This is a genomic window from Type-E symbiont of Plautia stali (genome assembly GCF_059731115.1).
Genome location: NZ_AP035908.1, coordinates 176934 through 191457, shown reverse-complemented (window position 1 = coordinate 191457; position 14524 = coordinate 176934). Strand labels below are relative to the sequence as shown.

Genomic DNA, 14524 nt, shown 5'->3' with positions numbered 1-14524 from the left:
AAAAAAATTCGCGATGCATTTAATTTTGTCGGTTTTGAACGTTATCCCTTTTCAAGAGTTAATGGTAAGGCATATAAAATAGATAGAGGATCTATTGTGCGTATTTATCTGGTGAAAAACCCCTTAGATATAAGTAGAGTGTTATAAAAAGGAAGGATGTTAATGACACTGCTGGTATTTACGACTAATTTTGTTATAAAAGAAGCCATAAAATCATTAATTGAAGACGATAAAGAAGTGTTCTTTTTTGATAATCGTCTTGCATTCATAGTTTGCGCAACGATTTTGGATCGCCCCAGTATTCTTATCGACTCGATAGGAGGAGATTGCGATAATATAAAATGGATATACTTTAGACTCGCCGAACGGGGGTTGTCACGGCGCGCGTATTTTCTTACTACAGAGGAAAACATCAGGAACAACTACCTGAAAATGTTTAATCTGATCGCGACGCTTAAAGAACTTAAGATACTTTGTGACCATGCTAATCGTTCAGACTTCATAGACAGACAGACGAGATTGAAGAATGTATTACACAAAGGGTTAGCTAAGCGTTTGTCGCATGAACACATTGCCTTTATGATGAGCTTATATGATGCAAAAAGAAGTCATTATTTAAGGAAGCGCAAGTCTGATAGCGCTAAAAATAACTATTTATGGAATAGACTTTCATTAAAAAGTGGTCTTGAAATGAAACAGCTCATCTTACTTTTATCATAGAGAATAGGCTGCTGCAGTCGTTTAATTGATAGTTAAACAATAAAATCATTGTTCTTTCTCCGGAGTTATAGAAAGGTAATGGTTTTATTGATTTAGCGGTATTTCCGCCCTGACGGCATCGGAGCTGTTTCGGTGCAATAATTTTTCAACAATAAGGATATGTACAATGCCAGTTAAATTCACCGCGACATTACGAAAATTGCTAATGACATCTGTTTTAACTACAGTCCCATTTATTTCAAATGCGGCTGATGGGACAATTAATTTTACCGGGAAAATTCTGGATGCTGCCTGTACTATAGATACGAGCACGGAATCGCAAACTGTTAATCTGGGAAATATTCCCAAAAGTTCCTTCAATGCTGCAGGTGATGTTGCAGCAGCAACGCACTTTAGCATTGTGCTTAATAACTGTCCTGCATCAGTAACGTCTGCTTCGGTAAAATTTGATGGGCCGTCAGATGCTTCTGATAGCAGCATTCTGGCGCTAGGCAGTGGGGAGACAGCGAAAGGTGTGGGTGTGGCTTTTTATGAGGAAGATGGTATCACCCCCATCCCTCTGGCCACTCAATCTAAAAGCATCGTATTAGATACGACCTCAAAAAGTGCGCTTGAGGCCGCTGTTAACAGTAATAAAATGTCGTTTGTTGCAAAGTATAAAGCAACGCAGGCGAGCGTCGTTGCGGGGACTGCAAACGCATCATCAGATTTTACTATCACCTACCAGTAATCACCAGGGCGTGCTTTTGGCACGCCTTCATTAATCAGATGAATTACGGACATGAATAATGAGTATATTCATTCGCGCAATTTTATTACTGTGCGCATGCATCTTTAATGTATCGAGTCAGGCAAGTGTCACTGTGGGTGGTACACGGTTGATTTATCATGGTGCCGAAAAAGAAGCCTCACTTTCAGTGAGTAATAGTAAGGATGCCAATCCGTATTTAATTCAGTCATGGCTCGAAGTGAGTGAAGAATCATCGAAAAAAACACCATTTATAGTGACACCGCCGCTGTTTCGACTGGATGGAGGGCATGAAAATACACTACGGGTAATTTACGCTGGTGATGGCGCACTGCCAGGGGATCGTGAGTCTCTCTTTTGGCTGAATGTCAAATCTATTCCTTCAATGGAAAAGTCCAATCAAAATAGATTGCTCATTGCTGTAAAGACCCGCATTAAACTCTTTTATAGACCTGCTGAATTGAGTAATGAAAAAGCCAGTGAAGCATGGAGAAAATTGAATGCAATACGCAACGGTAAATTGGTCATTATTTCCAACCCAACACCCTTTTATATCTCTCTTTTTTCATTGAGAATTGAGGGTAATGTCGTTAATCATCCCCCTATGATATCGCCATTCGGAACGGTATCTATAACCGGGCAAGGTGATGAAGTTTTCTGGACAGCGATAAATGATTATGGTGGCGTCACGCAGGAATCGCGACTGGTACTGAAGTAATTCATTTTTATAATTAGCTGTGTCATCTCCATAGGAAGGCAAAGTGAAAAGTATTTATAATCTTTGGGGTCGGTCCTTTTCCGAGCCGCGAACTTATATATATGCTCAGTTATCAGCAATTGCGCTTTTGTTTTCAGGGATGCTTCCTGTCCAGGCAGGTGACCTCTATTTCATGGCAGATGCACTCGAGAAAACGAGCACGGGACCAAAACAGATCGACCTTGCACGTTTTGAACGAGGAGGACAGTTGCCAGGAACATATAGGGTTGAGATATGGTTGAACCAGAAATACATCGCAACGGAGGACATTTCTTTCGTCGTCATTAACGGTGTGGGCCTGGCACCCGAACTTAACCGTTCTTTATTCGAAATACTGGGTGTCAGGATTCACGCATTCCCGGCTTTGGCGGCACTACCGAATGAAACGATCATTACCGATCCCGGGACATTTATTCCTGATGCATACACCCGATTGGATTTTGACAAACAAAAATTGATTATTTCAATTCCGCAATCGGCATTAAACATACGAGCGCGTGGTGCAGTCGACCCCTCACAATGGAATCAGGGTATAAATGCTTTGATGTTTAATTATAGCGTCAATGGCTCTCGAAACTGGACAAAGTATGGCGACCAGCAGGATCAACTCTACATGAATCTTCAGAGCGGTGTGAACATTGGCCCGTGGCGTTTGCGAAATTACAGCACAGGAACGAAAAACGGAGGGAATGGAACGCTTACCTCTTTGACGACAACGTTGAGTCGTGATGTTCAGTCATTGACGGGGCAGCTTCAGTTGGGTGAAACAAGTACGCCCGGCGACATTTTTGATAGCGTCATGTTTCGTGGTGCACAACTTTTCTCTGACGACACGATGTTGCCAAACAGCAGGAGAGGTTTTGCTCCTGTGATCCGTGGTATTGCGCGGACCAATGCCATGGTTACCGTAAAGCAAAACGGCTATACGATTTATCAGACTTATGTTGCGCCAGGCAGTTTTTCAATCGGTGATCTTTATCCCACCGCGGCAAGCGGTGACTTAGATGTAACGGTGACTGAGGCTGATGGAAGCACTCAACATTTCGTGCAACCCTTTTCCGCCGTGCCAGTCATGTTAAGGGAAGGGCGCCTGAAATATGCGCTCAGTGGCGGCCAATATCGAACCACAAAACAAGAAGCCGAGACTCCGATCTTCGGGATGGGAACACTGGCCTACGGCGTATCCAATTACCTGACGCTGTATGGTGGTTTACTTGGAGCGAACAACTATTTATCAGGGGTTGTGGGGACGGGATTAAGTTTCGGGGATATTGGTTCATTGTCAGCTGATATGACCATGGCAGATAGCCAACTCATTGGTGATGAATCCAATCGACAGCGCGGACAATCATATCGACTCCAGTACTCTAAAACTGTTGCGGCAACCGACACTACGGTGACTTTAGCAAGTTATCGCTATTCCACCGAAGGCTTTTACACGTTTCAGGAAGTTAACGAATTTAATAGTCAGCGCTATAACAAACGAAGCCGTCTGCAGCTAAACCTTAACCAGTTATTGCAAAACTGGGGAAGTTTTTATATTTCTGCCTACCAACAGGATTTCTGGCGCAAATTTGGATATGAACGCAACCTCAGTACTGGATTTAACACCAGCATTAATGGGATCAGTTACTCGCTGGGATATACTTATAGCGAAACACCCGGAAATGCACAAAAGGACCAGATTCTGTCATTAAATGTACAGGTACCGCTTAGCAACTGGCTTTCAAACAGTTGGGCAAATTACAGTGTCAATGTGCAAAAAAGCGGCCCTGAAGCACATCAGCTAGGGCTGAGTGGAACGGCCCTTGCAGACAATAATCTCAGTTATTTACTGCAACAGGGCTATTCTTCATCAGGCGGCCAGACAAGGGGGGCTGTAAGTGGCATGTATAAAGGAGGATATGGCACGATTAATGGCGGATATAATTACAGTCAGGCGAACAGACAATTTAATTTTGGCTTACAGGGCGGGATTGTTGCTCACGAAAAAGGGGTGACTTTTTCACAGCCTCTGGGGGATACCGTTGTGTTGTTAGAAGCCGAGGGTGCTCCTGATTTAAAAGTGGACAATAATCCCGGTGTTAAAACTGACCGGCAGGGCTATGCTGTTTTACCTTACGCCAGCGCATACCAGGTCAATCGCATCGCTATTGATACGCGTTCGCTTGATTCTGATGTTGATATATCAGAATCGGTGGTCAATGTCATACCAACGCGTGGTGCCGTAGTACGCGCTGAATTTCGTGCCCGTACAGGTTATCGCGCTTTAATAAAATTAATTTATAAGAATAAGACCGTTCCTTTTGGTGCGCTTGTGAAACTCGATAGAGAAAACATCATGAGCATTGTTGGTTACGATGGTGAAGTTTATTTAAGCGGTCTTAATGTCGGTGATAATATCTCAGCATCATGGAATGAAGTTATTTGTCATTCGCAAGTGAAATTACAATCCGCTCCCGGAAAAATTCAGCGCTTAACGGTTGCGTGTGAATGAGTGATGCATCTGTTATTAGATTTAGAATCATGGAGTTTTGGCGAGCATGTCGTTATTTTATAAGTTGATAGTTTTAACAATAAATTTTTCAATATCCTCTTGTGCTTATGCATATTGTACAGCATCAGATGCAACCGTATTTTTTGAAAAAAACATTATCATTCAGCGTGATGTTCCCGTTGGAACGGTACTTGCCTCAATAACGACAGTCACTCCAATCACCTGTGATGCTGAGGGGCAGGCTGCTTATGAAGGATCATGGTTCATTCAGTTAGCGGGTGGAAACATCGACCATGGTTCAACGGTGCTTAATGATGTCAGAGCCACAGATATTCCCGGTGTGGGAATAAAATGGAGTAATCACTCAAGCACCACGAATACAACTGGTATTGTAACAAGAAGAAGCCTTAACGATGCTGTGTGGAACCGAGGAATACTCCAGATTGGTGTGTCAACCTTTACGGATACGTTCGAATTAATAAAAACCAGTCATACACCAGCGACAGGGAATATCCCTACATTTGCCCTGAACATGGAGTACAGCACTCCTGTCAGTAATAATGTTAAAAGATTGCCACTGTATAAATATATTTTTACTCCGATTAATACCAGCACTGTTTCTTGTCAAGTTAGCGATCGGAACTTAAATGTCAATATGGGTATTGCGACGATACCTAAGTTTAATGGTGTAGGAAGTACCTTAAATCCAGTGGATTTCTTCGTTGCTCTTAACTGTGACGAGAATACTGCTGTGAATATCACAATCGATAATGTCAGTCCGATTACTGATCCCGTAAATGGAGTGTTAGGTCTAAACAGTGATTCAACAGCAAACGGAGTAGGTGTTCAGTTGCTCTATAATAATACACCTGTCCAGTTTGGTAAGATGATTAAATTTGATACAATATTAACTGCCGGGAAAATAGTTAACATCCCATTCAGGGCATCTTATTACCAAACTGAGACAAACATTGAATCAGGAACGGCCAATGCAACGGCATCCTTTACCATGACCTACCAATAAAGTCTGATGGTACCTGAGGGGAGAAACCCCCTTTGAAGATTTAATGTGGGGGGATCAATTAAAAAGACCGCTGCAAAAAAATTATCCTACAGTCTCGCGACATCCCTTCCCGGGATCGCCGCAACTAATGATTTCGTGTAGCTGTGCTGTGGCGCGCTGAAGACCTGTTGCGGGGTGCCCGTTTCAACCACATCGCCTTTGTACAGCACGATAATGTCGTCACAGATCTGGCTAGCGACGCGCAGGTCGTGGGTGATAAAAAGAATCGATACCTGTGTTTTCTGCTGCACTTCTTCAAGCAGCGCTAATACCTGCGCCTGCACGGAAACATCCAGCGCCGACACAGATTCATCGGCAACCAGCAACAAAGGGTCAAACATCAGCGCGCGGGCAATGCCAATGCGCTGGCGCTGACCGCCAGAAAACTCGTGCGGATAGCGCTCATAAGCACTGGGCTCAAGCCCAACCAAAGACAGCAGGCGTAGCGCTTTTTTCCGCACCTCTGTCGCCGTCATGCCGCCATGCGTGAGCGGGCCGACGGAGAGAATCGTTCCGATGGTGTGGCGCGGATTGAGTGAGGCGAAAGGATCCTGGAAAATCATCTGAATGAGCGGACGCAGCGGGCGGAATTCCACTTCGGGGATTGGCACAATATCGCGGCCGTCAAAGCGGATTTGTCCTGAGTCAGCAGCAAGCAGCTTCACCAACAGGCGTCCGAGGGATGACTTGCCGGATCCAGACTCGCCGACCACGCCCAGCGTCTGCCCTTTGCGCAATATAAAGCTGACCTTATTCAGGGCACGCACCTCTCGGCCACGGCCGAAAAACCCGGAAGATTTACGATAGGTTTTGCACAGGTCAACGGCCTCCAGTACGATGGGTTGGTGATCTTTGCGCACGCGCTCGTCCTGACGCAGATGTGGCACGGCGGCAATCAGCTGTCGAGTGTAAGGATGAGCAGGGGAGCTAAGCACCTTTTTGGCTAGGCCCTCTTCCACAATCTGCCCGCTGCGCATCACGATCACCCGGTCGGCGATTTCCTGCACCACGCCAAAATCGTGGGTGATAAACATCACGCTCATCTGCTTGCGCGTTTGCAGAGTGCGTATCAGCTGTAAAATCTGCGCCTGGGTGGTGACGTCGAGCGCGGTGGTCGGCTCATCGGCTATCAGCACGTCAGGATCCAGCGCCAGTGCCATGGCGATCATCACGCGTTGGCGCTGACCGCCAGACAGGTTAAAGGGATACTGATGCTGCACGGTTTCAGGCTCCGGCAGCCCGACCTCGGTAAGCAGCGAAAGTACCTTCTGCTGGCGCAATAGTGGCGTGCCTTCATTATGCGCTTCCATCACCTCGGCAATCTGCTTGCCGATGGTCATAATCGGATTCAGTGCCGACAGTGGGTCCTGGAAAATAATGGCGATGGATTTGCCCTGCAGGCTGCGCAGCTGCGCGGGCGAAGCGGTTAGCAAATTAACGTCGTTGAGGCGCATCTCGCCCTGAGTGACAGTCAGCGCGGGCGGCAGCAGTCCCATCGCCGCATGTGCCGTCACCGATTTTCCCGAACCGGACTCGCCGATAATACACAGCATCTCCCCTGGCATCAGGTCGAAAGAAATATCCTCTACCGCGCAGGCGCGATCCATTCCTTCGGGCAATGAAACCGTTAAATGACGAACCGATAATAAAGCCGACTGAGGCTGGGCCATATATATACTCTCGCACTGAAAAGTGGTCGGTAAGTTAAATTAGCATCAGCATTATGTGGCCGGAAAGATCGTTTTATTATGGTGCGATGTAAATTAACTGTTAGGTAAGTAATCACAAAATCCTATGGCAAAATTAGTTGTGACTGTCCACTAAATCCATTAATACTGATTTCGCAGTCACGAATTATCCGGTTAGCCCTGAAGCCCGCGAGGTGGAACGATGACGGAAGTTGCCCGTGAAACTGAATCTGAAACCGCTGGTTTTCACGACCTGGGCGGCCTGGAAAGCCTGTTAAGTTTTTATATCCGCAGTATCAACATTGCCGTCTCCCGCGATCTCGATAACAAACTTTCCGGCCTTGATGTGGCAAAAGGAACTGGGAAAATCAGTACCTTATTGATTGTCTCCCGCCATCCGGGCATCCGTCCCTCTGCCATTGCTGACCTGATTATGCGTGACCGTTCCTCAATGGGTCGTCTGGTCGATAAAATGGTGCAGCAGGGGCTGGTGATGCGCCAGAGCGATCCGGAAGACCAGCGTTCTCAGGCCCTGTATCTGACCGTTAAGGGGCACAAACTGGCGCAGAACGTGGTGGCGTTAACCCAGCAGCAGGACCGTGAATTCTTTCATATGGTCAGCGAAGATGAAAAAACGCTGATGCTCAATCTGTTTAATAAAATAATGTGCTGGCATCGTCAGCAACGCGGCGATATTCGTTTTATTTAGCTGGGTTATTTATTTCACGTCTCATTGTTACAGGGTGATAAATACTCTGAGAGGGCTCTCGGCTTTTATCCATGAAATATTAAACTGGGAAATAAGATAATGCCTGGTCCAAGAGTGGTGCCGGTTCACGGCGATGAAGTGTTACCGAAAAGCGTTGATGTCGTCGTCATAGGCGGCGGGATTATTGGCACCTCGACAGCTCTGGAGTTGGCCGAGCAGGGCCTGCGCGTGGCCCTGTGTGAAAAGGGGCAGATTGGACATGAACAGTCGAGCCGTAACTGGGGCTGGGTACGCATCTCGCGCCGTGATCCGCGTGAAATCCCCTTAATGGCGCAAGCGTTGTCAATCTGGCAGTCGCTCGACCAGCGCATCGAAGCCGACACAGGCTACACCCGTGCTGGCATCGTGTTTGCCTGCCATAACCAGGAACAGATTGATCAGAACCAGCAGTGGTTACAGCAGGTACAGGGCTATCCGGTCACCTCGAAAATGCTGGATGCCGGGCAGTTCAATCAGAAGTTTCCCGGGAACCGTATTGGGGCCTTAGGTGCGCTGTATACCCCAGAGGATGGCCGCGCCGAGCCGCAGAAAGTGGCTCCGGCGATAGCCGAAGCGGCAAGACGCAACGGCGCGTTTATTCTCACCGAATGTGCGGTACGGGGTGTGGAAACCTCTGCCGGGCGAGTTTCCTCAGTCATCACTGAGCGCGGTGAAATCGCCTGTCAAAGCGTAGTGCTGGCGGGCGGTGCGTGGTCTTCGCTGTTTACCTCCCGCCATGATTTGCGACTGCCGCAGCTCAAGGTGATCAACAGCGTGATCCGTACAGCACCGCTGGAGGGCCCGACCGAGGCGCTGTGGTGCCATGGATTCGCCATTCGCAAGCGGCAGGACGGGGGCTATACCGTGGCATCCGGTCATGAAAATCTTTCCGATATGGTGCCGGACGCGTTCCGCTACGCAAGCGATTTTCTCCCCGCGTTAAAAAGCGAATGGCGCTCGTTGCGCTTCCGCCTGGGTGGGCGATTCCTGGATGAAGCACGGCTGGACCGCCGCTGGAAGATGGATCGCGCGTCGCCGTTTGAATACTGCCGCGTGCTGGATCCCATCCCGTCTTATGCCATGGCCGATCGCGCCCTGGCGCAGCTTCAGCAGCACCTGCCAGCGTTTCAACCGACAAAGGTCGCGCAGTATTGGGCGGGCTGCATCGACGTTGTGCCCGATGCGGTGCCGGTGATTTCCGCCGTTGATAGCAAACCTGGTTTCTTTATCGCCACCGGATTTTCCGGTCATGGCTTTGGCATTGGCCCCGCTGCCGGGCGCTTGATGGCCGACCTGGTGCTGGGGCGTTCGCCGATCGTCGATCCGCATGCGTTTCGTTATTCGCGTTTTTCAGATGGCTCAAAGATAGAAATTCTCAGCGGCGTTTGACGCTCGCATTAACCTGACCAGAGGAATCCAGATGACTAAAAAGTTTGATGACATGCTGCCGCATCTCTCCCGACGTAAAGCGCTGACTTACCTTGTGGTTGGGGCGGCTTCGGCGGCGCTGCCGCCGATGTTCAGTTTCGGTGAGGCCTTTGCCGCGGCCGTCGCGACGCCCACCATGCGCAAAGGTCAGATGGTGATTGGCTTCTCACAAGAGCCGACAGTATTCAACCCGCATCTGCCGCACATTGAGGTCGATGAGGGCATTCACTTCAGCATCTTCGACCCGCTATTTGCCATCAACGACAAAGGCGATTTTACGCCGTCACTGGCGATGGAAGTACCGACGGTGGCGAACGGCGGTATTTCGGCCGATGGTTTACAGTTCCACATCAAGCTGCGCGATGGGGTGAAGTGGCACGATGGCAAGCCGTTCACCGCCGAGGATGTGAAGTTCACGCTGGAGTTACTGGTCGACCCGGATTTTCGCAGCTGGCGCAAAACCGGGCATGAACTGGTCCGCGACATCAAAGTCATCTCGCCGACTGAAATCAGCTGGCGCATGGATAAACCGTTTGCGCCTTATCCGGCGATCCTCGCGTCCACCTTTATTGTGCCGCAGCACATTCTCGGCCCGGTAAAAGATAAAAACAGCGCGCCGTTTAATAACGCGCCGATCGGAACCGGGCCGTTTAAGTGGCAGCAGCGCGTGCCCGGTGACCATATTGAGCTGGTGGCAAATACCGACTACTTCACTGGCGGGCCAGGTCTGGCGCGCGTGGTGTACAAATACATCCCGGACCTTAACGTGATGTATACCCAGTTTGCCTCTGGCGATATCGACGTGGTCGGGCTGCAATGGATTTCGGCTGATCATTATGACGATGCGAAAAAACTGCCGGGTAAAGTGGTGGACGTTTCCTCCAGCTCAACCATTGAGAACTTCGCCTTTAACCTGGGGCGCCCGCAATTCCAGGAGCTGGAGGTGCGCCAGGCGATCTATTACGCCATCGACAAGCAGACGATTATCGATTCGCTCTACTACGGCCTGCCAAAACCGACCGAAACCTACATGCCGCCCGGTTCCGCGTACTTCAATCCGAATCTGGAGAAACATGAGTACAGCCCTGACAAGGCCAAAGCGCTGCTGGATAAAGCGGGCTGGAAGCCGGGTTCCGATGGCATCCGCCAGAAAAAGGGCGTGCGACTGGCGTTCACCAACTCCACGACTGCGGGCAATCATCTACGTGAGCAGATGCAGCAGTTCTTGCAGCAGTCATTCCAGGATATCGGTATTGAGATGAAGATCGCCAACCTGCCGCCGGCAGTGATGTGGGGCGAATACTGGATGATGTCGAAATTCGATACGGTGATCGTCGGGATGAGCTTCCTCACCGGGGCCGATCCGGATACCTCCGACTACCTGCGGTCAACCTCGATACCGGCGAAAGGCGGGGCAGGGCAGAACACCTTCCAGTATCAGAGCAAAGCGGTTGACGATCTGCTCACCAAAGGTAGCACGCTGTTTGTACCGGAGGAGCGCAAGGCGATCTACAACCAGATCCAGGAAATCGTGCGCCACGATATGCCGTTCCTGCCGCTGTTCCCGTTCGCCAACGTGCGTGGCCACAAGCAGGGGGCAACCAATGTCATCCCTAACGTTAACGTGCGCATCGACAGCTGGAATGTCGCTACCTGGTATTGGGCGTAACGCCATAAGAGAGGTTCTATGCTGGGCTTTCTGCTACGGCGACTGGGTCAGAGCGTGATACTGCTTTTTCTGGTGTCGCTGATTGGTTTTGCCGCACTGACGCTGGCTCCCGGCGGGCCGCTTTCACAGTACGCCCTGACGCCGGGCATGAGCCAACAGGCGTTAGATCGACTGGCCGAGCAGATGGGCCTGAATCGCCCGCTGCCGGTGCAGTACTGGGACTGGCTGACGCATCTGCTGCGCGGCGACTGGGGACGATCCTATCGCGACGGGCAGCCGGTGCTTGCGGTTATCTTTTCTCACGTGCCCGCCACGCTGCTGCTGATGGTCACCTCGACCCTTCTGGCGGTCAGTATTGGCGCCTGGGTCGGGGTGAAAAGCGCCGTGAAACGCTACAGCCTGTTTGATGACGTGGCAACTATGGCCTCGATGATCGCCCTGTCGATCCCGACCTTCTGGTTCGGGCTGGTCGCGATCTACATTTTCGCGCTCAAGCTGCAGTGGTTCCCGGCCGGCAATATGTACACCGTCGGCGATGGCTCTTTTACCGATGTGTTGCACCATCTGGTGCTGCCGGTGATGGTGCTGACCTTCGTCGACGTTGCCGTCTGGAGCCGCTATATGCGCAGCGCCACGCTGGAAACCATCAACCAAGATTTCGTGAAAACCGCCCGCGCTAAAGGGTTGTCGCCACGGCGCGTGCTGTTGCGCCACGTGGTGGGTAACGCCCTGTTGCCGATGATTGCACTGGCCGGAATGCAGTTGCCGATGATCCTCGGCGGCGCGCTGGTGGCGGAAACCGTGTTTACCTGGCCGGGCATGGGGCGACTGTTCCTGGACAGCCTCGGCTACAGCGATTATCCGGTGGTCATGGGGCTGCTGATGTTCTCGGCGATGATGGTGCTGATCGGCAATCTGGCGGCGGATGTTATCACCGCTCTGGTTGATCCGCGCATCCGTCCGGCTTAAGGAGCAAATGATGTCTGCGACTTCTGTTATGCATCCCGATACGGGCGCTTCACGCTGGTGGCAAAACCGCACGCTACGACACTTTATGCGCCATAAACTGGCCTGTGCGGGTCTCATCCTGATCGTATTGATGGTGTTGGCCTGCGCATTTGGCCCACTCCTGCTGCCGTTTGACGATCTGCATATCGACCTGCGCAATCGTTTTGCGCCACCGCTTACCGGCTGGCACCTGCTGGGCACCGATCCGCTCGGACGTGACACCCTGGCACGCGTGCTGATGGCTGGGCGCATCTCGCTGCTGGTCGGCTTCTTCGCCATGCTGCTCAGTATCGCTTTCGGTGCCACCATTGGCATCGTCGCGGGTTATTATGGCGGTCGCACGGGCAACGTGCTGATGCGCATTGTTGATGCCTTTCTCTCTTTCCCCAGCGTGTTTCTGCTGCTGGCGCTGGCAGCGTTTCTCAAACCCAGTCCGATGATGATCACCGTGATCATCGCCATTACCAGTTGGATGGAGGTGGCGCGCATCGTTGAAACCGAAGTGCGTTCTCTGCGCGAGCGCGAGTTTATTTTGGCGGCGAAAATGCTCGGGCTCTCCGGGCGCTGGATCATGTTTCGGGAACTGCTGCCCAACGTGGTCGGACCGATTATCGTCGCCGCCACGCTGACCGTGGCGCGTGCCATTTTGCTGGAAGCCTACATTAGCTTCCTTGGCTACGGTATCCAGCCGCCGCTGCCAAGCTGGGGAAATATGCTGAATGGGGCGCAACAATACCTGGTGCGTGCACCCTGGCTAGCTCTTGCTCCGGGTCTGGCGATCACTCTCGCGGTGACCTGTTTTAACTGTATTGGCGACGGCCTGCGTGATGCGCTAGACAGCCGCAGCCAGCATTAATCGGAGAGCGAGAGCATGGCGCGTTTTTCCCCATTTGAACAATCGTTATGGTTCGCTACGGCCGCAGCCGCCCCGGAAAGCCTCGTGCTGGCTGGTGAGGTGCAGGCCGATGTCTGCGTGGTCGGCGGTGGCTACACCGGATTGACCACCGCGCTGGAGCTGGCGCAGCAGGGCGTGTCGGTAGTGTTACTTGAGGCACAGAAAGCTGGGTTCGGCGGTTCCGGGCGTAACGCCGGGCACTGTACGCCAACTTTTACCCACTTCAGCCTGCCTCAGCTGCATAAGCTGCTCGGCGCGCCTTGGGCAGAGCGGCTCATTACCCGTCAGACGCAGGCCAATCAACGTGTGACGGCGATGATCGACCGCTATCAGATTGATTGTGAATGGCAGCAGAACGGCTATATCCAGGCGGCAGCGTATCCTGGCGCACTGAAAACCATTGCTGAGAAAGTGCGTGACTATAACGCCGCTGGAGCGAATACCCGTTTGTTGACGGCGAAGGAAGCCGAAGCGATGAGCGGCAGCCCGCGCTTTTACGGCGGATGGTATCACCCGGAAGGTGGGCACCTTAATCCGCTCGGCTATGCACGCGGACTGGCGCGCGCCGTGCAACAGGAAGGTGGGCGGATGTATACCGGTTCGGCAGTCAGCGAGGTCGTGAAGCACGGTCAGCGCTGGCGGATAAAAGCCGCGCAAGGCAGCGTGCTGGCAGAGAAGGTGATTTTCGCCACCGGGGCTTATACCGTGGCGGGTTGGCCGCAGCTGGAGCACAGTTTCAAGATCATGAAGGTATTTGTCGCCGCCACTCAACCGCTAAGCGCCGCCACGCGCCGCAGCGTATTGCCAGAAAACACTACTCTGCATGACGGGCGTGGTGACATCTATGTCTACAAGTACAACGCCGAAGGACGCATCGTCGCTTCCATGTTCCCGATGGGCCAGCGCGGGCGCGATATGACGCTGACGCACCAGATAATGAGCGAGCGCCTGAAGTGGTTACATCCGCAAATAACAGAACCATTGCGCTGGGACTATCTGTGGTTTGGCGAGCTGGATATGCAACAGCGCACCATCCCACGCCTGTACCAGTTGGCGCCGGGCGTGGTGGCGGTAACCGGGCTCTCCGGGCGCGGCGTACCCACCGGCAGCATGCTGGGTTCGATCTTCAGCGAGTGGGCACTCGACTTACCAGAAAACCAGCTGGCGCTCAAAATCGAACCGCTGCACCGCGCACCCTTCTGGATGGGGTTCGGCCCGCAGCTCACGCTGCGTTGGTATCGCAGCCGCGACTGGTTACGCAGCACATTACAGGGAGCGGCGTTGCCGCCTTATGCATGAAAAC

Annotated in this window: 12 protein-coding genes; 11 read left to right on the top strand and 1 reads right to left on the bottom strand. The window is 51.5% G+C overall.

Translation table 11 applies throughout. From position 1 onward, the window contains the following. The first annotated feature begins 162 nt into the window (after positions 1 to 162). The 5 genes from AC6I8L_RS25300 to AC6I8L_RS25280 all read left to right on the top strand — a co-directional run bounded on the left by AC6I8L_RS25300 (position 163) and on the right by AC6I8L_RS25280 (position 5746). Positions 163 to 720 carry a hypothetical protein gene (locus AC6I8L_RS25300; protein ID WP_082678172.1) on the top strand — a complete coding sequence of 186 codons (558 nt, stop codon included), beginning with the start codon at positions 163 to 165 and terminating at the stop codon, positions 718 to 720. Positions 721 to 925: 205 nt separating this feature from the next. Beyond that, positions 926 to 1450, top strand: a complete 525-nt coding sequence (locus tag AC6I8L_RS25295) for a fimbrial protein (protein WP_498014876.1) — start codon at positions 926 to 928, stop codon at positions 1448 to 1450. Between the two features lie 58 nt (positions 1451 to 1508). Beyond that, positions 1509 to 2186 carry a fimbrial biogenesis chaperone gene (locus AC6I8L_RS25290; protein ID WP_058962476.1) on the top strand — a complete coding sequence of 226 codons (678 nt, stop codon included), beginning with the start codon at positions 1509 to 1511 and terminating at the stop codon, positions 2184 to 2186. 43 nt (positions 2187 to 2229) lie between these two features. Continuing rightward, a complete protein-coding gene (locus AC6I8L_RS25285) occupies positions 2230 to 4722 on the top strand; it encodes a fimbria/pilus outer membrane usher protein (RefSeq protein ID WP_498014807.1) in 2493 nt (830 codons plus the stop codon). A gap of 46 nt (positions 4723 to 4768) precedes the next feature. Then, positions 4769 to 5746 carry a fimbrial protein gene (locus AC6I8L_RS25280; RefSeq protein WP_498014805.1) on the top strand — a complete coding sequence of 326 codons (978 nt, stop codon included), beginning with the start codon at positions 4769 to 4771 and terminating at the stop codon, positions 5744 to 5746. An 86-nt stretch (positions 5747 to 5832) separates the two neighbouring features. Here the strand turns inward: AC6I8L_RS25280 and AC6I8L_RS25275 are convergent, their stop codons facing one another. Beyond that, positions 5833 to 7455: an ABC transporter ATP-binding protein gene (locus AC6I8L_RS25275; protein WP_058962475.1), complete on the bottom strand. Its 1623-nt coding sequence runs from the start codon at positions 7453 to 7455 to the stop codon at positions 5833 to 5835. A gap of 220 nt (positions 7456 to 7675) precedes the next feature. Between AC6I8L_RS25275 and AC6I8L_RS25270 the strand changes: the two genes are divergently transcribed. The 6 genes from AC6I8L_RS25270 (at position 7676) to AC6I8L_RS25245 (ending at position 14520) form a co-directional block, all read left to right on the top strand. Further along, on the top strand, positions 7676 to 8182 hold the full coding sequence (locus AC6I8L_RS25270) for a MarR family winged helix-turn-helix transcriptional regulator (RefSeq protein ID WP_498014803.1): 507 nt from the start codon (positions 7676 to 7678) through the stop codon (positions 8180 to 8182). A gap of 99 nt (positions 8183 to 8281) precedes the next feature. Continuing rightward, on the top strand, positions 8282 to 9610 hold the full coding sequence (locus AC6I8L_RS25265) for an NAD(P)/FAD-dependent oxidoreductase (protein ID WP_058962451.1): 1329 nt from the start codon (positions 8282 to 8284) through the stop codon (positions 9608 to 9610). 31 nt (positions 9611 to 9641) lie between these two features. Next, positions 9642 to 11318, top strand: coding sequence for a peptide ABC transporter substrate-binding protein (locus AC6I8L_RS25260; protein ID WP_058962452.1), 1677 nt, complete (start codon positions 9642 to 9644; stop codon positions 11316 to 11318). Positions 11319 to 11336: 18 nt separating this feature from the next. Continuing rightward, entirely contained in the window at positions 11337 to 12287 is a 951-nt protein-coding gene (locus AC6I8L_RS25255; RefSeq protein WP_058962453.1) for an ABC transporter permease, read from the top strand. A gap of 10 nt (positions 12288 to 12297) precedes the next feature. Next, a complete protein-coding gene (locus tag AC6I8L_RS25250; protein ID WP_058962454.1) occupies positions 12298 to 13182 on the top strand; it encodes an ABC transporter permease in 885 nt (294 codons plus the stop codon). Positions 13183 to 13197: 15 nt separating this feature from the next. Then, on the top strand, positions 13198 to 14520 hold the full coding sequence (locus tag AC6I8L_RS25245) for an NAD(P)/FAD-dependent oxidoreductase (RefSeq protein WP_058962455.1): 1323 nt from the start codon (positions 13198 to 13200) through the stop codon (positions 14518 to 14520). Positions 14521 to 14524: the final 4 nt, after the last annotated feature.